We start from the raw sequence: 25,533 nt of genomic DNA on the forward strand, positions 1-25,533 counted from the left end.
TACAATAAAGAAGTATTTTTGTTTAATACTTTATAAAACTTATGATGAAATACTTAATTGCACTACTAAGTGCAACGATTCTGTTCTCGTGCTCTCCAAACAATAATTCAGAAAATGGAGAAATCAATACAACATTGGCTTCGTTAAAAGATAATCAAGCAAAAATAGAATTAGAGATTGACGGGAAGTCATTTTATGCAGATACAAGTGTTTTTCAAGGTGGTGGATATGTGGACGAGAAAGGAGTAAAAATTAGCCTAAGAGACCAAAGTATGGGAAACGTGATTGTAAGCTTGGAAGGCAATAGTTGGTTTAAAAACAAGCCATATAAGATTATCTTTAAGGATGGATACCCAACTTCTTCTACAATGGGTTCGTTTTTAACGGGAAAGATTAATAATACAACAGAAAATAGAGGTGAAGGATATGTTTTGTATGATGGTTTTTTTGAGATAAAATATATTTCAAAAGATGCTTTTGTTGTATATGTAAAAGGTAATTTAAAGAAACCTTTTGGAGATGATCCGTTATCTAGTGTTGAAGGAAATATAATCTGGAAAAAGCCAGATTATAATATTGAAGAAGGGAAAGGAATTGAAATTCCAATCAAAAAGAAATGAAGAAATCATTTTTAATTATCGGTATTGTAGCATTTCTTTTTTCTTGCAAGGAAAAATCTTCAGATGCTATTTTTGAACTTTTGGATTCCTCAAAGACGGGAATTGACTTTATAAATACAGTAAAAAACTCCGAGAATTTCAATATTTTTAACTACAGAAACTTCTATAACGGAGCCGGTGTGGCTGTAGGTGATATCAACAACGATGGTCTACAAGATGTGCTTTTTACAGCCAATATGGGTTCAAATAAACTCTACATAAATAAAGGTAATCAACCAGGTGAGTCGTTTAAGTTTGAGGATATTACGGCAAAAGCAGGTATTGCTGAAAGCGATAAGTGGAATACCGGGGTGGTAATGGTAGATATCAACCACGACGGTTGGTTGGATATTTATATTTGTAATGCAGGTATTGATAAATGGAAAAAGAAGCAAGGAAATGCTCTTTTCATAAACAATCATGACCTTACTTTTACAGAGAAAGCCGCAGAATATGGCTTGGATGACAAAGGATATTCCACGCATGCAGCTTTTTTGGATTACGACCTAGATGGCGATTTGGACTGTTATATCCTGAACAACAGTTTTATTCCTGTAAATACGCTCAATTACGACAATAACCGTGATTTGAGAGCAGAAGATTGGCCTGTAAAGGATTTTCTAAAAGGTGGTGGGGATAAACTTTTGAAAAACGAAAATGGAAAATTCGTAGATGTTTCTAAAGAAGCTGGGATATATGGAAGTTTGATAGGTTTTGGATTGGGTGTAACTGTGGGGGATGTTAACAACGACAATTACCCCGACATTTATATTTCAAATGATTTTTTCGAAAAAGATTATCTATATATCAACCAAAAGAATGGAAAGTTTAGTGAGGAACTTGAAACTAGGGTAGGACACACCAGTTTGGCTTCGATGGGTGCTGACATGGGCGATATTAACAACGACGGTAATCAAGAAATTTTTGTCACTGATATGTTGCCAAGAGATGAGGTTAGGCTTAAAACCACTACTTCTTTCGATAATAACTATGTATTTAAACTAAAGCATGACAAAGGTTTTTATAACCAATACATGCAGAATAGTCTACAGTTAAACAATGCCGATGGAACCTTCAGCGAAATAGCCAATTATAGCGATGTTGCAGCAAGTGATTGGAGTTGGGGTGCTCTACTTTTTGATGCCGATAATGATTCGAAAACGGATATTTATGTGAGTAATGGTATTTTTCATGATGTTATAGACCAAGATTTTATCGATTTTTTTGCGAATGAAGTTAATCAAAAGATGGTTCTTTCTGGCGAAAAAGAAAAGTTTGATAACATCATTAAGCATATGCCATCAAGACCTATCGTCAACAATTTCTTTCATAATGATGGGGAATTAAAGTTTTCAGAAAAAGCAGAAGCTTTTGGTTTCACAGAGCCTTCTTTTTCGAACGGTGCTGCTTATGCAGACTTAGACAATGACGGTGATTTGGATTTGTTGGTCAATAATGTAAACCAACCATGTTTTGTTTATAGGAATAATGCAGAAAAGAAGACCCCAAAGAACAATTACATAAAAGTTAAATTGGAAGGTTCGGAAAATAATACTTTTGCGGTAGGGGCAAAGATATTTGTGTACAGCAACAAGGAGATTTTGGTGAAGCAAATTAACCCATCGAAAGGCTTTCAGTCAAGTACAGAATACGTTCAAACTATTGGTTTAGGCCAATCTAAAGCCATAGATTCTGTAGTAGTTTTTTGGCCAAATAATACGAGGTCAATGTACAAAAACCCGAAAATCAATTCTTTGCAAACATGGAATATAAAAGATGGAAGTACATATCATCATTTTGAATCTGAAAGTAGAGGAATGTCGTCTTTTTTGATGGATAATTCTATGGCTATCCGAGCACACACCGAGAATGAATATGAAGACTTTTATGAAGAAAAAAACATTCCGATGATGCTTTCAAAAGAGGGTCCAAATGCCGCCATTGCCGATGTGAATGGTGACGGACTGATGGATTTGTATGCGGGTGGAGCCAAAAACCAAGCTGGGGCATTATATATTCAGCAGAATGGGAAATTGACTCTTAAACCTAATAAAGAGTTTGACAATGCAGCATTTTTTGAAGATACTGCGGTTGAGTTTTTTGATGCTGACCTAGATGGCGACCAAGATTTATTTGTTGGAACGGGTGGAAATGAGTCAAATCCTGAGGAAAGATTATACATAAATAGATTATATGTTAATGACGGAAAAGGAAATTTCGTTTTTAACAACAAAGCAATTCCTTTCAGTGGAATGAACACTTCATGCGTAGCTCCACATGACTATGATAATGATGGAGATATAGACCTCTTTGTGGGAAATAGATCGCAGCCAAAAAAATATGGATTGACACCACCTCAGCAAATTTTGGAAAATGACGGAAAAGGCATTTTTAAAAACGTAACCAAGGCGTTTGCTAAGGAAATAGAATATGCTGGAATGGTTAGAAAAGCCATTTGGGAAGATGTGGATGGAGATAAAATAAAGGAACTGATTTTGGTAGGAGATTGGATGAACCCCAAAATTTATAAAGTAAAAAATAAAGCATTTTCAGAAATGAAAACGGGTCTAGAAAACCAAAAAGGTTTCTGGGGTGTATTGAAATCTGAAGACATTGATAATGATGGAGACAAAGACCTTATCTTAGGAAATATGGGTGAGAATTTTGCCTTGAAAACTACGCAAAATGAACCCTTAAAGCTTTGGGTAGGGGATTTTGACGATAATCAGCTCTTAGATAAAATTTTCACAAAAACTTTTGAGGGAAAAGACGTGCCGGTTTTCTTAAAACGTGAAATGATGGAGCAGTTTCCAAAGCTCAAGGCTCAAAATCTTAAGCATGAGGAATATGCAAAAAGATCGATTGAAGATTTATTCGACAAGAATCTGCTGAAAAAATCACAAAAAACTGAGGTAAATACCTTGAAATCCGTTTATGCAATAAATGATGGGAAAGGAAATTTTACTGTAAAAGAACTACCAACGAGTGCTCAAATAAGCTGTATAAACGCCATTGAAACAATAGATTTAAACCAAGATGGTTTCAAGGATATTATTTTGGCAGGCAATTTTGTCGGATTTATTCCACAGTTTACTCGCCTAGATGCCTGCCGTGGGGTGGTGCTTTTAAACAATAAAAAAGGCGGATTTGTAAGTCAAAGAAATATAGATACGGGCTATGTGACAGAGGGTGAAGTAAGAGATATGAAATTCATGAATTTTGGGAAAAAGCCTTACTTGATTTCGTTTGCAAACAACAAGAAACCGCAGTTTTTTGAAATAACCCAATCTAAAAAATGAGAATAGTATCCTTTATTATATTGGGTGTTTTTGCACTTTCTTGTTCAAATTCAAAAGAAACGCTTTTTAAAGTTATTTCGGCTGAAGAGTCCGGCCTCAGTTTTTCTAATGATCTAAAGCCAACTGCTGACCTTAATATATTCAACTATATGTACTTTTACAACGGTGGTGGAGTAGGTGCAGGCGATTTGAACAACGACGGCAAACCAGACTTGGTTTTTTCTTCCAACCAAAGTCAAAACAAGATTTTCTTAAATAAAGGCACGCTGAAATTTGAGGATATTACTGAAAAATCGAATTTCAAAGCTGAAAAAGGTTGGTCAACTGGCGTTTCAATAGTGGACATAAACCAAGATGGCCTGTTGGATATTTACGTGAGTCGAGTTGGAAATTTTGAAGTATTGAAAGGCCATAATTTACTTTTTGTTTGTCAAAACATCGATAAGAATGGTGTACCACAATATCAAGAAGTATCGAAGCAGTATGGCCTGGATTTGGTAGGCTTTGGTACGCAGGCGGCTTTTTTTGATTATGATACGGATGGTGATTTGGATATGTTTCAACTCAATCATTCGGTGCATCAAAACGGCACTTATGGGCAAAGACAAGTTTTTTTAAATACATTTCACCCATTGGCGGGTGATAGGTTTTTTGAAAATATAGAAGGGAAATACATAGAAAAAACCAAAGAAGTAGGCATTCATTCGTCTGCAATTGGCTATGGATTGGGCTTGGGTATTTCTGACATAAACCTCGATGGATACCCAGACTTGTACGTTGCTAACGATTTCCATGAAAATGATTATTTGTATATCAACCAAAAAAATGGGAAATATGCGGATGAAATGCTGGACAAAATTGACCACACCAGTAGATTCTCGATGGGAGTCGACATGGCGGATTTGAACAATGACGTTTTTCCTGAAATCTTCACTTTGGATATGCTTCCTTATGATCCCGAAATTTTGAAAAGATCCGAGGGCGAAGATGCTTTTTACAACTTTAAATTCAAACTTTCGCAAGGGTATAACATTCAGTTTGCGAGAAATAACCTTCAACTCAACAACCGAAATGGTTATTTTTCTGAAATCGGGATGTATTCTGGTGTTCATGCTACAGATTGGTCATGGTCTACACTTCTTTTTGATTTTGAAAATGATGGTAAAAAGGACATTTTCATTTCAAATGGAATTAACAAACGAATGAATGATTTGGACTACATCAACTTTGTGTCAAGTGACGAAATCCAACAGAAAATATCAGAGAAAAGATTTGATGAATCGGATGAATCTTTGGTAGACCTTTTGCCAGAAATAAAGATTCCTAATAAGTTTTATTCAAACGGAACCGACTTGGCTTTCAATGATATAGCCGAAAACATTAATGGCAATGTAGGTTCATTTTCTAATGGTTGTGCCTACGTAGATTTGGACAATGACGGTGATCTCGATTTGATTACGAACAATATCAATCAGTCGGCTTTTTTGTATGAAAACCAATCCAATACTTTAAAACCAGAGAATAAATACCTGAATATAAAGTTGGTTGGAAGCGAGAAAAATAATAATGCGATTGGGACAAAATGCATTTTATATGTGGGCGATAAAGAGTTTTATCAAGAAAAAATTCCTGTTCGAGGTTTTCAATCTTCCATGGAAATTCCGCTAAACTTTGGTTTGGGTAAAAGTGATAAAGTAGATTCTGTACTAATTATTTGGCCAGATAATACCTTTGAAAAGTATAAAAACATAAAGTCAAATGCCACTTTTACAGTCAACTATAAAACCAATTTGCCAAAGTTTGACTATACTGTTTTTCATCAAGGAAAGCCTGAATTCGTTGATATTGCTGCCAGCGTCGGATTAGATATTCGCCATGAAGAAAACCAATACAATGAATTTGACCGGGAGGCATTAATTCCTAATATGATGTCAACAGAAGGGCCGGCCATAGCAGTGGCTGATGTGAATGGCGACCGATTGGAAGACCTATTTTTGGGAAGTTCAAAAAAGACAAAGTCACAGATTTTTGTTCAAAATACGAATGGAAAGTTCGTAAAAACCCAGCAAAAAAGTATTGAAGCTGACAGTGTCTATGAAGACGTTGATGCACAATTTGCGGATTTCAACGGTGATGGAAAACTAGATTTGGTTGTTGCTTCAGGTGGAAATGAATACTATGGAAAGTCTGAATATTTGGCCCCCAGAATTTATCTGAATGACGGAAAAGGCGTTTTTATAAAGAAAAATGATGCATTTTCGGGCATATTGATGACTGCCTCTGTGGTGTTGGTAAAAGATATAAACGACGACAAAAAGCCGGATTTGTTCTTAGGTTCCAGAGGGGTTTCTTGGGCTTATGGTGAGATGCCGAGTTCGTATTTATTGGTAAATGATGGTAGTGGAAAATTTACTGACAAAACCGACCTGTTAGCCCCAGAATTGAAAAAATCGGGGATGGTAAAGCATGCGGTTTGGGCCGATTATGACAACGATAAGATAGATGAATTGGTGGTGGCTTATGACTGGGGCGGTATAAAATCCTTTAAGAAATCTGGTAAGAAATATGAACAAACAGATCTAACAAACAAGAAAGGTTGGTGGAATTTTGTATATCCTATGGACGTTAACCAAGATGGGAAGATGGACTTCGTTTGTGGGAATCTCGGAAAAAATAGTCGTTTGCATGCTACAGAAAAGGAACCTGTTAAAATGTATGTTAAAGACATCGATGAGAACGGTAGGCTTGACCAAATCATTACGATTTATATGATGGGCAAGGAGACAATTTTTGCTGATAAACGGGAGATTGAAAAACAGTTGCCATATGTAAAAAAGCAATTTATATATTCAAGAGATTTCGCCAAGGCGAGCTTGGAAGACGTATTTGGAAAAGCAAAAATTGGTGATGCTGAGATTTTTGAAGCGAATTATTTTGAAAACGCTGTTTTGATAAACAAAGGCGATGGCACTTTTGAACTTCAAGCACTCGGAGGAAATGCTCAGTTTACGCCTTATTATGCCGCTCAGAGTATTTCAGAATACAAAAAAGGGGAATTTTTGATGATGGGAAATTTTTACGAGTGTAATATTCAGATGGGATTGTACGATGCAGACCAAGGCAACATTTTCTCATTGAAAAATGGACAAACGATAAAAACACCCATCAGTAACTTACCTATAAAAGGGCAAGTCAGGCGGATAAGGCCTATAAAGATAGCAGGTAAAACACATTATTTGGTCATAAAAAACAATGACAACATGATGGTTTTAAGTCATCATTCGAATTTGAAGTTGTAAGCCAAGGACACTATCGGAGCTCCAAAAATTTGTAATGTATAGCCTTTTATGCTATTATTCTCTGTTTTGAAAAATACAGAATATGCATTGCGATGTCCGTAAAGATTATATACCGAAAATGCCCAATTACCCACGTATCGCCTGTCTTTCATGGTTGGATTAGATATGTTCCATGATAAATCCAAACGATGGTAAGTTGGAATTCGCTCATTGTTTCGCTCGTCATAAAACGGATAGTAACTATTCTGAAAACTCACAAAACCTACTGGCTTAGAATATGGCCTTCCCGAACTCAATACAAAGTTGAAAGAGAACGAATTATGCTTGTCTACCGCTATGTCAATAGAGGTATTGAAGGTATGTGGCCGATCATAGTTGGCTCGGTAAGGATTGCCGTTATTTACCAATTCCAGCACATTGGTATTGGCATATACTTGGTTGAACGTTCGGGCATATGTATAATTTGTCCAGCCAGTTAGGTTTCCTTTTTTCTTTGAAAACATAAATTCCAGGCCATATGAATCGCTTGTACCTTGTACCAGCTGCGTTTCGGGAAACTGTTGCAAAAGGAAGTCAGCCCCAGGTTTATAATCAATCATGTTTTTCGAGGCTCTGTAATAGCCTTCTACACTGAAATCATAAATGTTTTTATCGATAGACCTGTAAAGCCCTAAAGTAAGTAAATGGCTGACTTGCGGAGCTATATTTTGATCGGAGGTTTTCCATCGAGATGTCGGAATGGGTGTTGTTGTATTGGATACAATTTGTAGATATTGTCTCATCAGATTGTAGCCCAATTTCAGCGAAATTTCATCGCTTAGTAAGTATCTCAAGCCCACTCTTGGCTCTAACCCTCCGTAGGTTTTGGTTATATCCCCTTTTCTAAAGGTCTTTGAAGAAATCACTGAAAATTCATCACGTGGCTGTAAAGGGTCATAAGTTCTTACTTCGGATGCACCGAGTGCTGTGAAAAATGAATATCGGAGACCGAAAGTACCTGCCAGTTTTTTAGAAAACTCATACTCATCGTCCATAAAGATTCCGTATTCATTGGAATATTCTGTTGGTGTTTCAATCTTATTTACACTAAAAGCCTTCCCTGGGTCCAAAGTACCAGGCCTGATTTCGTTTTGAGTAAAATTTAAGCCCATTTCCATCTTGTTATTTCCGTTTTGGAAATTAAGACTTGACTTGTAAATATTTTGTGTAATGCCCGATTTTAGTCTTATTTTATAACCAGTTACCGTTTCAATCGTACCAATCGTCGGGTCATAATTTGCTCTGGTAAAACTAGTCGTTACGTCCAGTTTTGAGTTAATCAAATATACCCATTTGGCATTGCCATTCAGAGTTTTATGCTCAAAAAAGGTACTATTACCAACTACATTTGGTAAACTTGAAAGCAGGTTGGTTTGGAAAAAATCATTACTTCCATAACTCATGGCTGTAAAGGTATTCTTGGAATTTATTCTCCAAAAAGCTTTCACAACACCCTCATAAAATTTTGATTTTACATCCTCAAGTTCTTTGCTGATTTTTGGTAACAGGAAATCTGTAAAGGCTCCTCTTCCAGTGAAATATATTCCGAGTTTGTCGGGAATTATAGGTATATCCACCATCAATTTAGATGAAATAAGACTAATTCCGCCACTAATTTTGATTTTGGAAAGATTTGGGTTTTTTAAAGTTAAATCCAAAACTGATGCTGCCCTACCACCATATCTTGCTGGTACATTTCCTTTGTAAAGATCTAAATTGCTTAATGCTTCGGAGGGAATTACCGAAAAAAGCCCGAACATGTGCGTAGGATTGAAAATGGGGGTGTCGTCAACCAAGATTAGGTTTTGGTCGGTTGTACCTCCTCTTATATTTACGCCATTTGAAGCTTCGCCTACGCTAGACACACCTGGCAACATTTGCAGGCCTCTCAAAAAATCAACTTCTCCAAAGGCGGCCGGGATTTTCTGGAGCGTTTTTATATTTATTTGGTTAACTCCCAAAAGCGTTTTCTTTACGTTTTGGTCTGATTTTGAAGTAGATATAACCACTTGCTCCAACTCATTTTCTACCAAACGCATTTTTATGACATACTCTTTATTTTCTGTTTGGGCAGTCGTATATATCCAAAACGGAACGTATCCGACATATTTTATGGAGATGGCGTGGTCGTCTTTGGTCATGTTAAGCGTAAACTTACCCTTGTCGTCGGTCTTGGTCTGCCATTGATTTTTTCTTAAATCTACCACAATAGATGCACCCTTTAGAGGTTCGTTTGTGATGGAATCCAAAACAGTAGCTTTCAAGGTTAGGGACTGCCCAGAAATCTGTAGGGAAAGTAAACAAAAGCCTAGTAAAAATATATTTTTCATATTCATCTTCTATAATTATTATCTACCAAATTGCCAGTTTTTGGGTGCAATGGCCGTGCGGCTAACACTAGGTTTACATACTGCAAACGGAATACTAGGCCTTTCATCGGAAACAGATTCTGGTATGGGATCTCTTCTATTTTGATATTTAAATAGTCCATCCTTTACTGCTCCTATGGTATTTTGGCGATTCATCATATACCTAATTTCGCTTACTGCTGAAGCTGAAAAGTAACCCAACACTATTTCGTTGGTGTTTTTGGTATTCGTTACATTGCCTTTGATGGGTGCTGGTGGGGTGTCGGCCAATGTTCCTGTATTTTCTGATTGGTCTTCAATGAGTTTTAGGTATCTGAAAGCATTGGCACTTAGTGACATTTGTTGAACCACCACTAAACATGGATTCGACTGATATACAGGTATTTGTGCAACGACTTTGTCGTATTGCGTTTGTCCATCGGTATAAACATCCGAAAATATATCTATTTGCTTACCTTGAAAAATTTCCCAACAAAGGGTCTGGCAGAAATAGTCATAATAATTAAACCCAGGCAGTCTGATGTCTGGTATACATTTGCCATCGGAAGTGGCAGTGTTTCCTGTTCTTTCGTAATATCCTTGTTTGCAAGATGCACAAATATTTTGGAGTTCATAAGAGGTCCATTTCCAGCGATAAAAGTTCCTTTCGGCTGCAGGATCAATATAATCTATGTAAATGTCATTGGTAGCAATGTTACCCGTGCTAGCGTTGTTATCCTTTATACCCTTTTGGTTATATTTATCGTATAGTGTCCCTATTTCTGGTACTGCAGCCATTTTTTCTTCGGTTGACTCGTATCTTTTTCCGTCGTTTTTTTCTATAATGAGTTTATAACTTGAGCCAATGCTACCCACAAAATTCAAGGGTGTTGTGTAGTATCCAGCCTGCGTTTCAAAAAGTTCATAAGTTTTTTTGCCATTTTCTACAACAGAAACTTTGGCCTTGGTTACCGGAATGATATCACTTGACTTGGGAGTAATGGTGGCAGTAAATTCAGAACTTTTGTAATTGGCCGTTTCACTAGTTTCAAATATGGAAATAGTCTGAGGTTCGTCCAAATCCGTAATGGCACCTTCTACAATCAGATACGATTGAGTGGATTGCACAGTTACTTTGTATGGGTCAATGCAGGATGTCGTTAAGAATAAGCAAAATATAAGAATAAGCAAATGCGGAAATGCTTGTTTTTTTATCATAGGTAAAAATTTTATCAAATGTAATCCAAAGTATCTTAAAAACAGTAAAATCGCTTGTGTTGGCGGAATTTAATCGACAAATAGAACCAAAAAATCGGCAACCTTGAAATAGTACATTTAAACTTCTAAAATTTCATTGAGCAAAGATTGTTTTTTGATAATCATACACTATCGTTACCCTATAGATTTTATAATTGATTTGATTGATACGAAAATTTACCAAGTAAGGTTTCAGATTTTTTCCAAATTAGTATTATTTTGCTTTTCAATAATACTCCCCCTATGATAAAATATTCCAAAAATACCCTTTGGTTCTGCTTTTGTTGTTTTGTGTTTTTTGAAATCAACGGCCAGCCTAATTTCAAAATCCAATCGCCTGATAAAAAAATTAACCTTTCGGTAAATCAAAATGCTGCCAAGCAGATAAGTTATAATTTAAAATTTGGAAGTGAAGTTGTCATTGAAAACTCTATTGTTGGTTTTGAGCTGGGCAAACCAAGTTTAAAGCTGAACACATTTGAATGGCTAAGTACAGACACATTGACCGTAAATGAAACTTGGAAACCTGTTTGGGGCGAAGTTTCTGAAATCAGAAATCACTATAGAATGTTGGTCATTCATTTAAAATCAACTTCAAATGTTCTGATAGATATAGAATTTCGGGTTTTTAATGAAGGTCTTGGTTTTCGCTATTTTTTTCCTGAGCAACTTGATTTTAAGCATTTTATAGTTAAAAATGAGCTTACACAATTTAATTTAGCTGGGAACCACAAAACTTTCTGGATACCAGGCGATTATGACACTAACGAGTATCTTTATAACACCACGCTTTTGTCTGAAATAGATGCTATAAAAGCCGCAAACCAAGAAAAAGACATTGCTCTTCAATCATTGATTGGAAAAAATGCAGTACAAACTCCATTGATGATGAAATCTAAAACTGGGCATTATATCAATATTCATGAGGCAGCATTGATAAATTACCCAGTCATGCACCTCGATTTGGACAAAACAACATTTACGCTCACTTCTCATCTTACTCCTGATGCTGTTGGCAATAAGGCTTATCTCCAAACTCCATTTCATACCCCATGGAGAGTTATAAACGTAAGCAACAAAGCAGAGAAAATAATGGAATCTAAGATGATTTTGAACCTAAACGAGCCGAGTAAAATTGAAGATGCCTCGTGGATAAAACCGCAGAAATTTATAGGAATGTGGTGGGAAATGCATGTGGGCAAATCTGATTGGTTTAAGGCGGGCGGTAAACATGGGGCTAACACCGAAAACGTAATAAAATATATAGAATTTGCAGCTGAAAATAATTTTGACGGCATATTGGTAGAGGGCTGGAATCAAGGTTGGGAAGATTGGTTTGGGAATTGGAAAGAGGATGTTTTCGATTTTGTAAGTCCTTATGACGACTACAACGTGAAGTATCTAAGCGATTATGCCAAGCAAAAAGGTGTTAAAATCATTATGCACCATGAAACTTCTGGCTCCGCCACCAATTATGAGCGACACATAGATAAGGCCTTTGATTTTATGAAAAACCATGGCATGAACACCGTTAAAACTGGTTACGTGGGAAAAATCATACCGCGTGGAGAACACCACGATAGTCAATGGATGGTCAATCACTACGAGAGAGTAGCAAAAAAAGCCGCTGAAAACAAAATTATGGTTGAAGCACATGAGCCAGCACATCCAACTGGTCTGCATCGAACTTACCCCAACTGGCTGGCCAACGAGGCAGCAAGAGGCAACGAATTCAACAATGCACCCACTCTTGGATTAAGACCAGAACACGAAACCATTTTACCATTTACCAGGCTCATGGGCGGACCAATGGATTATACGCCTGGCTTTTTCCATTTTAATCTCAACCAATTTGACCCAAGCAGAAAACAAAAAGTAAAAACCACACTTGCGAAGCAGTTGGCCCTGTATGTAACCATTTACAGTCCATTACAAATGGCGGGAGATTTTCCTCAAAATTTTCAGACATTTCCTGATGCCTTTCAGTTTATCAAAGATGTGCCAGTCGATTGGGATGATACCAAGGTTATTTCGGCTGAGCCAGGTGAATTTGTGGTCACTGCCAGAAAAAAGAAAAGCTCAGAAGATTGGTTTTTAGGTGGCATCACTGACGAAAATAGCCGGAAAATAGAAGTTAAACTCGACTTTCTAAAGGAAAACGTCGAATACGAAGCTACTATTTATAAAGATGGGCCAAATGCTTCTTGGGATAAAAACCCTCGGGATTATGTCATTGAAAAGTTGAAATTAAATAGCAATTCAAGCTTGAATTTACAGATGGCTACGGGTGGTGGTTTTGCAGTGAGTTTTAGGAGAATTTGATTACCTCTGTAATTATTTAAAACTTAATTCCTTGCCAATAAGTGGTCAAATATGAATAGCTTCGAATGAATTTCGGGGTAGTTGTTTTGTGAAGATTTTAAAGGACATTGATGGGCTCAAACTACAATTTCGAGTTGAAAAAATCATTTCATCACACTCCCCAAATTCTCAAATAAAACTTCTAAATCTTTCTCCGAATTTCCCCAACCAAAGCTAAAACGTAAACTCGCAAATGCATCTGCCTCACTCATGCCCATTGCGGTGAGTACGTGTGATGGAAAAGTAGTGGCAGAGTTACAAGCCGAACCGTTGGAAATGGCCACTTTATAGAGTTTTCGCATTAAATCTTCGCCATCAAAACCATCGAAACAGATATTTGAAATATTAGAAACCCGCCGAGAATTTGAAGCATTTAATTTGGTTTTTGGGTGATTTTTTAGAATTTCAGACTCTAATCTGAATTTTAGCTTTTGGCAATGAGCATTAAAAGCTGCGATTCTATTGTTTGCTAATTCCAAAGCTTTTCCCATCCCGACAATCCCAGGAATGTTCAGTGTTCCACTTCTCAAGTTACGTTGTTGGCCACCACCCAATATCTGTGGATTTACCTTTTGTGAATCATTTATCAATAAGCCACCCATACCTTTAGGGCCATAAATTTTATGAGCTGAAAAACTTAGGAAATCGATATTAGAAAAATCCATCTTAATTTTTCCAAGGGCTTGAGTAGCATCTACGTGAAGCACAAAATCATACTTTTCTTTAAGTTTTATGATTTCCGAAATCGGATGAATCAGGCCTGTTTCGTTATTTACCCACATTATTGACACTAGGCTTTTGCCTTTTTGGAGTTCGGTTTCGAGTTCTTCCAAAGATATTTCTCCCTCTTTATTGACCTTTAAAAATGTAGTTTTTATTGACCTTTTGGCAACATCAGCAACCACTTCGAGTGTCGCTTTATGTTCTGTTGCACAGCTAATGATTTGGTAGTTTGGATTTAATTCCAAAAAGCCTTTCAATGCCAAATTGATAGACTCTGTCGCTCCACTCGTAAATATGATTTCGTTTTTTTTACACAAAAAAGCCTTCGCAATTCGCTCTTTTGATTCGTCCACTGCCTCTTCTGCCAACCAGCCATAGGCATGGTGTCTGCTCCCAGCATTTCCAAAGTTCTCTATGAAATAGGGCAACATTTCATTCAGCACTTCGGGTGCCAAAGGCGTAGTGGAGGCGTAATCGAGATAAATAGGCAGTGCCATTAGTAATTTTTTTTAATACTTCGTGAAAGTATATATATTTGAAAAATATAAAAACTATTCCATGAAAAAACTGCTACTCTTTGCTACATGCATCATATTTCAAAACACTTATTCACAATCTTCTAAGGTTTTTACAGAAGATATAGATAGATTTTGGGTGGCTTATGACAGTGTGACAAAAATCAAAGACATACAAAAGCAAACTGAAGTTTTGCAAAAAATGTATATTGACAAAGGTACTATTGGATTGAAAGCTTTTATGGAAGAAAGGCAATTTAAGGCTTCCGATTTGGTAGAACAAATTAATGCGTTTCCTAAGTTCTGGAACACCGTAAGGCCTAGAACCTTGCTAGTAAAGACAAAAATACATGAGATGCAGCAATCCATCGATAATCTCAAGAAACAATATCCAGATTTGAAAGAGTCTGCTATGTATTTTACTATTGGAGCTCTAAAGTCTGGAGGTACGGTACAAGCTAATAAAGTTTTGATTGGTTCAGAGATAGCCTTGGGAGATCAATCTGTTGATGTAACTGAGTTTTCTGACAATTGGCTCAGAGATATTTTTGCGTTCGCTGATGACGACCGCCTTGTGGCTCTGAATGTTCATGAATACATCCATACACAACAAAATGTGGATGAAAGAAAGGCAAATTTACTGGGTAATGTAATAGCCGAAGGTGCTTGTGATTTTGTAGCTGAATTGATTACCAAAAAACCTTACAAAGCGAATTATTTGGATTATTATCCCAAACATGAATTAGAGATTTGGAGCGTTTTTAATAATCAAATGTACGGTTTGGCAAAGTCCGATTGGCTTGGTACTGGAGGAAATCCCAATTTACCCTGCTCTGATTTGGGTTATGCTGTTGGTTATAGCATCTGCAAGCATTTTTATGAAAACGCTAAAAATAAGCCTTTGGCTTTAAAACAGATAATTGAGGGCCAGTGGGATGATGCAACATTCTCTTCTACATTTCTAGACAATTCTGGATATTTGGATTATCTAAAAAAGAGAGGCTTTGAACCCTCAAAAGCTGAAAATATAGAAGGCTATAAATTAGAAAATGACCGTATAAAATTTGTCTTTAAATCTCAGCCCAACATAGTTGCTTTTGGAAATAACGGCATGGTGATTTATAAAGCCTCTGATTTTGAAAATATAAAAAATGTAAACATTGCAGGAGATTTTAATGGCTGGAATAAAGAATCCGAAGCCTACAAAATGAAGAGAATATCTACGGATGTTTTTGAGTTAGAACTCCCAATCACCGAGATTTTAAAAAAGGGAGAAAGAAAATATTTTAAGTTTGTAATAAATGGTCAAAACTGGGTGGAACCGCAGTTTAAAACCACTAACAAAGGCTCTGCAGATGGCGGAAGTACAAATTTGTTTGTTATAAATTAGACTATTTCGGCACCGATTGCGAATAATAAACCACAATCAGATAGAAAAATAGAATCAAAAAGCCCCAGTCTTTTATGAAACCAAAGAAGTCTTTGTTTTTGAGATTTTGCATTGCCAAAATTTTCTTACAAAATTCTTATTCTGATGTTTTCTGTATATTATCTCAAAGTCAATTTTTTGTTAAAAAGAATATATTCATTTAGAATTGTTTTAAATGAAATTAGCTCAAGGTTTTGTTTCTTTACAAGCAATTACAAGATTTTATTTAACCTTTTATGCTGAAATACTCTTTTACAACCATACTTCTGTGCTTCTTTCTAAATACCAATGCACAAAAAACCGAAATCCTTACCAACCCAATTCTACAGAATGGTGCCGATCCCTGGGTAGTCACTGATGGCGATACATTTCATTATTGCTATGTAAGAAAAGACACCGTTTTTCTAAAATCAGTGAAGCGAATTTCTGAACTCGTAAATGCCAATGAAAGAATCATTTGGATTCCGGAAAAAGGAACAGCTTACTCAAAAGAAGTTTGGGCTCCCGAATTGCATTTTCTAGAAGGCCGATGGTATATATATGTAGCGGCAGATGACGGCAAAAACGAAAATCACCGCATGTATGTGCTATCTACTTCTGGAGCGAATATCAATGAGAAATTTAGCTTCATTGGCAAAATAAGCGATAAATCAGGCAAATGGGCGATTGATGGCTCGCCGTTTAAATACAAAGGAAAACGCTACTTTATTTGGAGTGGCTGGGAAGGCGAGCAAAACGTGCAACAAAATATTTATATTGCCGAAATGGACAGCCCATTAAGTATCAAGTCCGAACGTGTCTTAATATCGCGGCCTGATTATGATTGGGAAAAACGAGGCTCCAGCAAAGACTTGCCGACCATCAACGAAGGCCCTGAAATTTTAGAAAAAAATGGAAAGTTATTTCTAATTTATTCGGCAGCTGGTAGTTGGTCGGATTATTATTGTTTGGGTATGTTGGAGTTTACTGGCGAAAATCCTTTGTTGGCCTCATCATGGACCAAAAGCCCAAAACCAGTTTTTGAGAGCAATGATGCCGTGACCAGCCCTGGTCATGCTTCTTTTATTCAGATTAAAAATAAAGATTTTATCGTTTATCATTCGGCTCGCAAGAAGGGTGCGGGGTGGAATCGCCAAGTGAATATTCAGCCTTTTGCTTGGAAAAATGGTAAGCCCGATTTCGGAATGCCTATGCCTTATGGAAGAAGTATTAAGATAAAGTACTAAAGTTGGTTTATTTTGTTGGGTAGAAACTACAGCAGACTTTTAACCCAAGAAAACGCTTTTCTTAGCAATAACTGGACTTTCATATTTAAAAGTACCGAATTCAATTTCTAAAATGTTTCTTTTAACAGCCTTAACAGTTTTTACTTTTTTTGCTCTTTTGGTTGGAGGAGTTGAAAAACTAAAGACAGGAATCAACAAAAACAAAGACAAAATAAATAGCCTTTGATTTCTCAAATTGAAGACATTTGAGATAATAGTATATTTTTGAGATTTAGATTTTGAAAGAACACTAGATTTATCTGATGCTTTTTCTTTTCCTGACATTTTTAAAACTGACAATTCCATTTTACTTCCTTTTATTATGAATAGATTCGGTAGAGTGTTAATTGATATAAATCAATTGCAAAGCTAAAGCATTTTTTTTAAAAAACAAGAATTTTTTTATTCATAAATTGATATATATCAATTAGTTATGATTAGACTATCTATTTGCTATCAAATAGGTTAACTTAGCTTTATATCCACAGGATAATTTTTTGAAAAAATCATATTTTATTATCTAACGGATACAAAAAATACAGTTAGAAATAAAATCTGCCACATATAAATATTGAAAAATTGGAGTTTTTTGAAAATATTGGGTTTTTAACCAAGTGTAGAATTAGAAGTTTCGTCTTTAAATCAACTTTGAGATCATCTTTGACAGGTGTTTTTGTAAAATTTGTATTTTTTTTATTTGATTAACCTTTTTGTAATAGCTAACTATAGCCAGTGTCAAATGAAACAGCGGTCTCTAATAAGGTGTTGTATTCCCTCCATCTTTAGATGAAATTTATGAAACGGTCAGACCGATAGGTCGGACCTGCAAATACGCCCCTAAAATCAAAAGAAATTTAAATTCTAAATTTCTTTCAGCATCCTTAAAGCCAGTGCCAATAGATACCCATGATTCAATATATTATAATCATTTGTCTTATGCTTTAGCAGGAGGCATCATATTTAAGAAGACAAATTATGCTTTAGCAATAAATATAAAAGCTTTAACATTTCGACTAAAGTCAAAAAAGGAATTTCTCTCTCAGCATCCACAGGCTAAAGCCTGTGGCAATTGAAAACATTGTCTCAAAGCTTGATAATGAATTGCCTCCTGCTTTAGCTGGAGAATGAGAATTTAAGATGTCTAATTAGATTTTAGCCACAACTTTCAGAAGATATATTTTTTGTTTTTTGGACTCTCTAATGGGTTTCTATTTGAAGTTTAAAACCTTACTCGAATTCTTTGAATAAAATTTGAAATTGGCTGGAGAGAGGGAAGTGCAATGAAGATGTTAGATTTCATTTTACTAAACTATTTTGGAGGATTTTATTAATTTTGAAAAACTTTTGTTAGAATTAATAACCCTATGAATTCAACTATCTTAAAAGCAATAACAATTTGCCTTTTCCTAAGCTCTAACTTGTATGGCCAAACTCTTCCACCACCGCCCGATGATTTACCGCCATTAAATAGTTCTAAAGACAAATCGGATATGTTTAAACTAACCGAAAAGGAATTGGAAAATGCAATGCTAAATTCATATACGTCTGATGAAGACAAAATATATACTAAAAATGGATTAAAAATATTTGGGAAACAATCATATTATAAGCTTCGAGCAGCAACAATCAATAATAAGCTTGGATTCGTAAACTACATGGATTCTTTAGTTATACCTGCCATTTTCGACATCCCAAAAGAAAAATTAAATAGAGACTTTTTTCCTTATTCCAAAGGTTTATCAATCCTTTCGAAAAGTGGGAAATTTGGATGTTTAGATATCTATAACAACGAGATAATACCCTTCAAATATGACAAAATAGAAAGAAATTTCAGTTATCTAATATCTTCAAAAGGGCAAAATTACGAAATCTATGATGATTTTGGAAACTTGCTATTTAGTGACCAATTTCAAGAATTAAAAAGATTACTTATTAATATGAATGGCTTGCCAACAAATATTTATTTGTTTAAAAAAGAGAATAGTTATGGTGTTATTGATTATTTAGGTAAAACATTAATCAAAAGTAAATACGATAATCTTGACCTAATAGTAGATTCAAAGCTATCTGGGCTTTTTATCACCTACGGAGAGAGAAAATCAAAAATTATTGATTTAAATGAAAAAGTAGTGGTAGAATCTAAGGATTCAATTGTTCAAAACTTTGGTAAATTTTGGGGAGTAAAAGTTAGCGGCAAAATTGGCCTAATTAACGAAAAAGGGAATTTAATTCTTGAACCCAAATACGATTTCATTTATTTGTGGGATTATTTACAAACAAATGAAAATAATCCGAAATTGAAAATAGTTGATAATAAAAAAGTCGGCTTGTATGATTGCTTATTTGAAAAGATAATAATTTCACCGACCTATGAACATATTGAGACTATTGGGACCGAATATTTTATGGGAATTTTGAATAATAGATATTTTCTTATGAAAAATTCGAAAGTCATAAACCCTGCTGGTGAAAAAGAAATATTTAGATTAAGCGATGCAAATATTCCCTACGACGAAAACAAAATAAAAGATATTTTTTTATTTAGAAATAATCAGAATAAAATTGGAATTTATAGTGGAAAACTAGATTCCTTAATTGTTCCACAAATTTATGATGTCATTAAAGGAGTAACTGAGAGCCTTTTCATTACTCAAACTAATGGAAGATTTGGTATTTTGAATGATAAGAATGAAATTATTCTCCCAAATAAATATACAAATATTTCCAAATTATCGAACATCATTAAATCTTTTTTTATCGTAGAAAATGGCACAAAGAAAGGTTTGGTAAACAGTAAAGGGAATGTTATTTTACCAGTTGAGTATGATAGAATTGAGTTGTTGGGTTCTTCTTCTCTAAAGATTGAGAAAGAAAATAAATTTGGAATAATGTTCATTAATATTTTTGATGACAATTATATTATAAAAACCGAAATGATTAATGAAGATATAGCCTGGACTAAAGGAACAAATGGAGAAGATAACTTTATAATTAATGGAAAGGCAAATAAAATTATTCGTAATAAATTTGTAGAAATAAAAAATTAATTAACACGTGATTAGTTAAAGTTCGAATACAAAAAAACACCCCAAAGCCAAGCTCTGAGGTGTTGCAAAAAAATCTAAATCTTAGCCTACAAATTCTTCTTCCGCATCTCCTTCACCGCATAATCAACTGCTCTGGCCGAGAAGGCCATGTAGGTCAGTGAAGGGTTTTGGGTAGAGGTGGAGGTCATACAGGCACCGTCGGTCACGAAAACGTTTTTGCAGGCGTGTAGCTGGTTAAAGCCGTTCAGCATCGAGGTTTTTGGGTCTTTACCCATTCTTACGCCGCCCATTTCATGTATGTCAAGGCCAGCAGGCTGTTTGCTGTCGTTGGCTCTGATGTTGGTAAAGCCCGCCATCGTAAACATCTCTGTCATCTGGTCTATGTAGTCTTTCACCATTTTTTCGTCGTTGTTGTCGTAGTCTACCGATATACGTAGCTGCGGCATGCCAAATGGATCCTTGAGGTTTTTGTCCAGAGCCACAAAATTGCTTTCTTTCGGTATGGTTTCGCCCATCATGTGCGAGCCTACGCTCCAGTTGCCATATTCTCTCTTGGCCAAATTGTCCTTCAGTGTTTCGCCCAAGCCTTCGTTTTTGTTCCACGACATACGGTTGGCTCCAAAACCCGCCGCATATCCTCTCAAAAAGTCGGTTTCCTGTTTCAGTACGTTTCTGAACCTCGGTATATACGGGCTATTTGGGCGTTTTCCTTCAGTTGTTTTGTCCAAAAATCCTTCGTATTCGCCCGATACTCTGGCTCTGTAATTATGAAAAGCTACGTATTTGCCCAACACGCCCGAGTCGTTGCCGAGGCCGTTCGGGAAACGTGCCGAGGTGGAGTTCAACAATATCAGGTTGGTATTGATGGCTGCCGCATTTACAAATATTATCTTGGCATAATATTCCGTCATTTCCTTGGTGTTGGCGTCTATCACCCTCACGCCGGTGGCTTTGCCCAGTTTGTCGTCGTAAATGATCGAATGCACTACACTGTCAGGCCTTAGCGTCATTTTGCCTGTTTTCATGGCCCACGGAATGGTGGAGGCATTGCTGCTGAAATATCCACCATAAGGGCAGCCTCGCTCGCAAATAGTACGGTTTTGGCATTGGGCACGGCCTTGGTCAAAGTGTATCTGGTTCGGCTTGGTCAAGTGAGCAGCTCGGCCAATGATTACATGGCGGTCTTTACCATATTTTTGGGCTACTTTTTGGCTGAAATAATCCTCTACGCAGTTCATTTCATGCGGTGGCAAAAACTCGCCGTCGGGCAAGGTGTCTAGGCCGTCTTTGTTGCCCGATATCCCCGCAAATTTCTCCACGTGGCTATACCAAGGGGCCATTTCGTCATACGTCACGGGCCATTCTACAGCAAAACCATCGCGAGCTGGTCCTTCAAAATCATACTTGCTCCAGCGTTGCGTCTGACGAGCCCACAGCAGCGATTTTCCGCCCACTTGGTAGCCTCTGATCCAGTCGAAGGGCTTTTCTTGTACATAGGGATGCTCTTTGTCTTTCACAAAAAACTGCGTAGTGCCTTCATAAAAAGCATAGCATTTGCTGATGATGGGGTTCTCTTTCTTGAAGTCGTGGTTCAACTGTCCACGGTGCTCAAACTCCCACGGCTGGGTCATGGTAGTTGGATAATCCACAATATGTTTTACATCACGGCCACGTTCCAACACCAAGGTTTTTAGGCCTTTTTCGCACAATTCTTTGGCAGACCAGCCGCCGCTTATTCCTGAGCCAACTACTATGGCGTCAAAAGTTCTTTTCTTCTTATCTGGTACAAACATGGTTATTGCGTTACGGGTACACAACCAAGGTATCTGCCTGGGGCAAACTCAAACTTGGCGATGTTGGTTAAAAAATATTCTGAAGAGGTATAGGCTTGTACAGATAGCCTTTTGGTGGTATTAAAAAACCACTTTTGGTCTTTGTCGGAGCTCATGTCGAGGCCTTGAAGTAAGTGTATTTTTTGTGGTTTTGAGCATTCATTGTATGTTTTGCCATACAGAAGTTTCGAAATATCTTCCACTTTGCTCACTGCAACTTTAAACCTTTCCTTGTCTTCGGGAGAGTAGATGTCGGCCACCATGGTTTTGATAAACTTGGCAATTTCTAAAGTTTTAGCACCAGGGGTATTGGTTTCTGGAATGATAGTTTCGGCTAAATCTTCCAGCAGGCTATTTTGGTCTAAACTCAAGCCTAAATTGTCTTTTTTGATATTGGCCCCTGACCAACCATTTGCCCAAGCAGGCAGAGCGATTACGCCCAATGCACCCAAACCGAGATTTGAAAAAACCTCTCTTCGTTTCATAAATAAATTAATTTGGTTGAATTCACAAATAAGTTTAAAATTATCAATATTTTTTCAAAAAGCTCATTAAATGATTGAATAATTATATTTTCGGCTAAATTTGAGTCTATTATTTATCATTCATTTTCAGCCAACCCTATGAAAAAAATACTTTTAGCACTTATTCTATTCTCCAACATTGCGTTTGCCCAAATCACCGCCCCAAAAAAAGAATGGAGACAGTTATTTAATGGTAAAAACCTTAAAGGCTGGGACGTAAAAATCAGAAATTTTGAACTCAACGATAACTTTGCCAATACATTTAGTGTAAAAGATAAAAAGATTGTGGTCAACTATGACGGCTATGACAAGTTTAGCCAGCGATATGGACATCTTTTTTACAAAGAGAATTTCTCGTATTATAAAATTGCTACCGAATATCGTTTTGTGGGAAAGCAAGCCAACGAAGGCGAAGGCTGGGCCTTTAGAAACTCAGGCATTATGGTACACGGGCAGCCAGCAGCAAGTATGCTAAAAGACCAGGATTTCCCTATATCAATAGAAGTGCAGCTGCTCGGCGGTAACAGTGACGGCAAACCAAGAACAACTTGTAACCTTTGCACCCCAGGAACGAACGTGGTGTATGAGGGGAAATTTGACACCCGCCACTGTATCAATTCAAAATCAAAGACTTTCGACGGCGACCAGTGGGTGAGGGCAGAAGTAGAAGTGTTGGGCGATTCATTGATCAGACATTATATCAACGGCGAGTTGGTTATGAGCTACGAAAAACCAATGATTGGCGGAGGTGTGGTGAGCGGATTTGACCCAATCTTTAAGCCAGATGGCAAGCCGCTGACCGAGGGAAGTATCTCATTACAAAGCGAAAGTCATCCCATAGAATTCAGAAAAGTAGAAATACTCAACCTCAAAGGTTGCATGGACCCGAAAGCCAAAAACTTCAAAAGCTATTATGTAAAAGAAGATAATGGGGCATGTAGGTATTGAGGATTTACTGAAAATTCTGTTATTTTTGTTTTAAAATTATTTTTTATGAATGCATTAAGGCAAATAGTGAAGTCAACTGGAGGTAGTATAACCATTGATTTACCAAAAGAATATCAAAAGACTTCATTGGAAATAATTATACTTCCAATTGTGGATGACAGTGGTAGTCAGAAAGATCCTGTGCTTTTGAATATCGCCCATAAAACCATAGATGCTGGTTGTCCTGATTTATCGGAATCATTCATAGAATCTTTCGAGAATAGTTTGAGAGATAGAGAACTTCCTAGAATTTGATGAGAATAATAGACAGTAATATTATAATTTACTCCGCCCTTGATGAATTCAGCTATCTAAGAGAATATTTGAAAGATTCACAAAACTATGTTTCTAAATTCTCTGAAATAGAAGTTTTAGGCTATCATGGACTAAAACCAAGTCAAAAACAATATTTCGAGAGTGTTTTTTATAGTTTAAATGTGATTCCTATTACGGACCCCATTGTTCGAAAAGCAATCGACCTAAGGCAGCAGAAAAAAATGACTGCTGGAGATTCATTAATTGGTGCAACTGCTTTGATTAGTAATTTTGAAGTCATTACTAGAAACTCCGCAGATTTTGATTGGATAGAAAACTTAAAGGTTCACAATCCTATTAAATAACATGTTCCTCGAAAACTACCGATTTGAAAAAGACGATTACTTTATCTGCACAGATAAAACTCTGCTGGATTTTGAGGTGATTCATGGCTACCTTAAACGCTCCTATTGGTCAGAGAACATTCCGCTCGGAATCGTCAAAAATGCGGCAAAACATTCGGTTACTTTTGGTATTTATACTTTTGAAAACGTGCAAGTGGGCTATTGCAGAGTGGTTACAGATCAATCTTCATTTGCATATTTGGCAGATGTTTTTGTATTGGAACAGCACCGTGGGTTGGGTTTGTCGAAGTTTCTGATGGAGTGCATTATGGGAATTCCAGAATTTAAAAACCTCAGAACTTGGCTATTGGCCACTAATGATGCACACGGACTTTATCGCCAGTTCGGATTCGATGCTCCCAAGTTTCCAGAAAAAATAATGCAGATTTCTAGGCCAGACTTGTATAAAAATATGGGTGAATAATTACCATCCCTAAAATGCAAACGGTTTTTAAATAAGTTACTCTGGGTGATTTTTTGATTGTGAAACTAAAAAATAAAATTAGTTTTGCATCCAATAAAGATAAGCCCTGAAAACCCATGAGAAAAATATGCCTTTTGGCCTTTTTATGTATTTCTATTTATCAAGTTTCTGCCCAGACCGATTCTACTCAAACTACTCAAGAAATAGCCGAAGATGAGGAAGAAGAGGGCGACGAAATGCCTTCGACCGAAGAACGTGAAGCTCTGCCTGAATGGTATTATTCGTTTGGTGCTGATGGTGTCTATAATTCGGGAAATGTAAATAGACAATTGCTGACCCTGAGAGCATCTTTGAATTTTGAAAAACCCACATCCATTTGGGGATTCAACACCTCACCAAAATATCAGTACGGTCGAAACAACAAAATTTTGCAGGAAAGAGAATTCTACGCAGATTTAAATAACACACTTTTTTATTCACAAGCAGATGTTTATGGACTTGTTTTTGGATCTTATGAAGAAAGTAACCTTCGGAAAATCAATTCTAGATTTATGCTTGGATTGGGTGTGGGATATAAAATAATTGGCAGTAAAAACCACCCAAATAGTCGTGTGAAACTGGGAATAAGCAATGCGTTTTTGAAAGAGAAAACTGATTTTTATACAAGAGAGGATAGAAACATTTGGCGAAACTCTACGAGAATAAAGTTGAAGGCAGAGCTGATAAAAGACAAGTTGTTTTTCAATAATGTCACATTTTTCCAACCTTCTATCACCAGTAACTATTTAAGATGGAATGCTTTCTCTCAAATTCAACTAAAAGTGGCTAAGCACATTTCGTTTACGGCTGCTTTGGAAAATAGCTTT

18 protein-coding genes are annotated in these 25,533 nt (G+C 36.5%); 12 read left to right on the top strand and 6 right to left on the bottom strand.

Annotated elements, in window-relative coordinates:
• The first annotated feature begins 41 nt into the window (after window positions 1-41).
• The 3 genes from EGI24_RS06060 to EGI24_RS06070 are packed head-to-tail and all read left to right on the top strand — an operon-like array spanning window position 42 to window position 7,257.
• Window positions 42-620, top strand: a complete 579-nt coding sequence (locus tag EGI24_RS06060; protein WP_255047462.1) for a hypothetical protein — start codon at window positions 42-44, stop codon at window positions 618-620.
• Window positions 617-3,958 carry a VCBS repeat-containing protein gene (locus EGI24_RS06065; RefSeq protein WP_255047463.1) on the top strand — a complete coding sequence of 1,114 codons (3,342 nt, stop codon included), beginning with the start codon at window positions 617-619 and terminating at the stop codon, window positions 3,956-3,958. Before EGI24_RS06060 ends, EGI24_RS06065 begins: the two co-directional genes overlap by 4 nt.
• On the top strand, window positions 3,955-7,257 hold the full coding sequence (locus EGI24_RS06070) for a VCBS repeat-containing protein (protein WP_255047464.1): 3,303 nt from the start codon (window positions 3,955-3,957) through the stop codon (window positions 7,255-7,257). The genes EGI24_RS06065 and EGI24_RS06070 overlap by 4 nt, the downstream gene beginning before the upstream one ends.
• Here EGI24_RS06070 and EGI24_RS06075 read toward each other — a convergent pair.
• Together EGI24_RS06075 and EGI24_RS06080 are read right to left on the bottom strand one after the other, a co-directional pair.
• Window positions 7,236-9,626, bottom strand: a complete 2,391-nt coding sequence (locus tag EGI24_RS06075) for a TonB-dependent receptor domain-containing protein (RefSeq protein ID WP_255047465.1) — start codon at window positions 9,624-9,626, stop codon at window positions 7,236-7,238. The two genes, EGI24_RS06070 and EGI24_RS06075, sit on opposite strands and share 22 nt — an antisense overlap.
• Window positions 9,627-9,644: 18 nt before the next feature.
• Window positions 9,645-10,862, bottom strand: a complete 1,218-nt coding sequence (locus tag EGI24_RS06080; protein WP_255047466.1) for a DUF4249 domain-containing protein — start codon at window positions 10,860-10,862, stop codon at window positions 9,645-9,647.
• 282 nt (window positions 10,863-11,144) lie between these two features.
• Between EGI24_RS06080 and EGI24_RS06085 the strand changes: the two genes are divergently transcribed.
• On the top strand, window positions 11,145-13,223 hold the full coding sequence (locus tag EGI24_RS06085; RefSeq protein WP_255047467.1) for a glycoside hydrolase family 97 protein: 2,079 nt from the start codon (window positions 11,145-11,147) through the stop codon (window positions 13,221-13,223).
• Window positions 13,224-13,366: 143 nt separating this feature from the next.
• Here EGI24_RS06085 and EGI24_RS06090 read toward each other — a convergent pair whose 3' ends face one another.
• A complete protein-coding gene (locus EGI24_RS06090; protein WP_255047468.1) occupies window positions 13,367-14,482 on the bottom strand; it encodes a cysteine desulfurase family protein in 1,116 nt (371 codons plus the stop codon).
• Between the two features lie 61 nt (window positions 14,483-14,543).
• Between EGI24_RS06090 and EGI24_RS06095 the strand changes: the two genes are divergently transcribed.
• Both EGI24_RS06095 and EGI24_RS06100 read left to right on the top strand, forming a co-directional pair.
• Complete coding sequence (locus EGI24_RS06095; RefSeq protein WP_255047469.1) at window positions 14,544-15,890, top strand: DUF2268 domain-containing putative Zn-dependent protease; 1,347 nt, start codon at window positions 14,544-14,546, stop codon at window positions 15,888-15,890.
• Window positions 15,891-16,165: 275 nt separating this feature from the next.
• Window positions 16,166-17,155, top strand: a complete 990-nt coding sequence (locus EGI24_RS06100; protein WP_255047470.1) for a family 43 glycosylhydrolase — start codon at window positions 16,166-16,168, stop codon at window positions 17,153-17,155.
• A gap of 39 nt (window positions 17,156-17,194) precedes the next feature.
• Here EGI24_RS06100 and EGI24_RS06105 read toward each other — a convergent pair whose 3' ends face one another.
• Entirely contained in the window at window positions 17,195-17,479 is a 285-nt protein-coding gene (locus EGI24_RS06105) for a hypothetical protein (RefSeq protein ID WP_255047471.1), read from the bottom strand.
• A 1,079-nt stretch (window positions 17,480-18,558) separates the two neighbouring features.
• Between EGI24_RS06105 and EGI24_RS06110 the strand changes: the two genes are divergently transcribed.
• Window positions 18,559-20,241, top strand: coding sequence for a WG repeat-containing protein (locus EGI24_RS06110; protein ID WP_255047472.1), 1,683 nt, complete (start codon window positions 18,559-18,561; stop codon window positions 20,239-20,241).
• An 86-nt stretch (window positions 20,242-20,327) separates the two neighbouring features.
• Here EGI24_RS06110 and EGI24_RS06115 read toward each other — a convergent pair whose 3' ends face one another.
• The gene (locus EGI24_RS06115; RefSeq protein WP_255047473.1) at window positions 20,328-22,034 is read right to left on the bottom strand and encodes a GMC oxidoreductase; all 1,707 of its coding nucleotides are present in this window, start codon (window positions 22,032-22,034) and stop codon (window positions 20,328-20,330) included.
• A gap of 2 nt (window positions 22,035-22,036) precedes the next feature.
• Window positions 22,037-22,558: a gluconate 2-dehydrogenase subunit 3 family protein gene (locus tag EGI24_RS06120; protein WP_255047474.1), complete on the bottom strand. Its 522-nt coding sequence runs from the start codon at window positions 22,556-22,558 to the stop codon at window positions 22,037-22,039.
• 138 nt (window positions 22,559-22,696) lie between these two features.
• On the opposite strand from EGI24_RS06120, the gene EGI24_RS06125 reads away from it, so the two are divergent.
• The 5 genes from EGI24_RS06125 to EGI24_RS06145 form a co-directional block, all read left to right on the top strand.
• Complete coding sequence (locus EGI24_RS06125) at window positions 22,697-23,545, top strand: DUF1080 domain-containing protein (protein ID WP_255047475.1); 849 nt, start codon at window positions 22,697-22,699, stop codon at window positions 23,543-23,545.
• A gap of 45 nt (window positions 23,546-23,590) precedes the next feature.
• A complete protein-coding gene (locus EGI24_RS06130; protein WP_255047476.1) occupies window positions 23,591-23,839 on the top strand; it encodes a hypothetical protein in 249 nt (82 codons plus the stop codon).
• Window positions 23,839-24,204: a type II toxin-antitoxin system VapC family toxin gene (locus tag EGI24_RS06135; protein WP_255047477.1), complete on the top strand. Its 366-nt coding sequence runs from the start codon at window positions 23,839-23,841 to the stop codon at window positions 24,202-24,204. The genes EGI24_RS06130 and EGI24_RS06135 overlap by 1 nt, the downstream gene beginning before the upstream one ends.
• Window position 24,205: 1 nt before the next feature.
• Window positions 24,206-24,667: a GNAT family N-acetyltransferase gene (locus EGI24_RS06140; protein WP_255047478.1), complete on the top strand. Its 462-nt coding sequence runs from the start codon at window positions 24,206-24,208 to the stop codon at window positions 24,665-24,667.
• 116 nt (window positions 24,668-24,783) lie between these two features.
• On the top strand, window positions 24,784-25,533 hold a 750-nt coding region (locus EGI24_RS06145), incomplete at its 3' end, for a DUF481 domain-containing protein (protein WP_255047479.1).

The organism is Lacihabitans sp. CS3-21, from assembly GCF_024343675.1.
Lineage (GTDB): Bacteria > Bacteroidota > Bacteroidia > Cytophagales > Spirosomataceae > Leadbetterella.

Bases quoted from the DNA above. Each gene is read 5' to 3' on its own strand.
- EGI24_RS06135 (WP_255047477.1), top strand. From the start codon at position 23,839: ATGAGAATAATAGACAGTAATATTATAATTTACTCCGCCCTTGATGAA.
- EGI24_RS06125 (WP_255047475.1), top strand. From the start codon at position 22,697: ATGAAAAAAATACTTTTAGCACTTATTCTATTCTCCAACATTGCGTTT.
- EGI24_RS06115 (WP_255047473.1), bottom strand. From the start codon at position 22,034: ATGTTTGTACCAGATAAGAAGAAAAGAACTTTTGACGCCATAGTAGTT.
- EGI24_RS06060 (WP_255047462.1), top strand. From the start codon at position 42: ATGATGAAATACTTAATTGCACTACTAAGTGCAACGATTCTGTTCTCG.
- EGI24_RS06100 (WP_255047470.1), top strand. From the start codon at position 16,166: ATGCTGAAATACTCTTTTACAACCATACTTCTGTGCTTCTTTCTAAAT.
- EGI24_RS06140 (WP_255047478.1), top strand. From the start codon at position 24,206: ATGTTCCTCGAAAACTACCGATTTGAAAAAGACGATTACTTTATCTGC.
- EGI24_RS06110 (WP_255047472.1), top strand. From the start codon at position 18,559: ATGAATTCAACTATCTTAAAAGCAATAACAATTTGCCTTTTCCTAAGC.
- EGI24_RS06075 (WP_255047465.1), bottom strand. From the start codon at position 9,626: ATGAAAAATATATTTTTACTAGGCTTTTGTTTACTTTCCCTACAGATT.
- EGI24_RS06120 (WP_255047474.1), bottom strand. From the start codon at position 22,558: ATGAAACGAAGAGAGGTTTTTTCAAATCTCGGTTTGGGTGCATTGGGC.
- EGI24_RS06105 (WP_255047471.1), bottom strand. From the start codon at position 17,479: ATGTCAGGAAAAGAAAAAGCATCAGATAAATCTAGTGTTCTTTCAAAA.
- EGI24_RS06065 (WP_255047463.1), top strand. From the start codon at position 617: ATGAAGAAATCATTTTTAATTATCGGTATTGTAGCATTTCTTTTTTCT.
- EGI24_RS06080 (WP_255047466.1), bottom strand. From the start codon at position 10,862: ATGATAAAAAAACAAGCATTTCCGCATTTGCTTATTCTTATATTTTGC.
- EGI24_RS06090 (WP_255047468.1), bottom strand. From the start codon at position 14,482: ATGGCACTGCCTATTTATCTCGATTACGCCTCCACTACGCCTTTGGCA.
- EGI24_RS06070 (WP_255047464.1), top strand. From the start codon at position 3,955: ATGAGAATAGTATCCTTTATTATATTGGGTGTTTTTGCACTTTCTTGT.
- EGI24_RS06095 (WP_255047469.1), top strand. From the start codon at position 14,544: ATGAAAAAACTGCTACTCTTTGCTACATGCATCATATTTCAAAACACT.
- EGI24_RS06085 (WP_255047467.1), top strand. From the start codon at position 11,145: ATGATAAAATATTCCAAAAATACCCTTTGGTTCTGCTTTTGTTGTTTT.
- EGI24_RS06130 (WP_255047476.1), top strand. From the start codon at position 23,591: ATGAATGCATTAAGGCAAATAGTGAAGTCAACTGGAGGTAGTATAACC.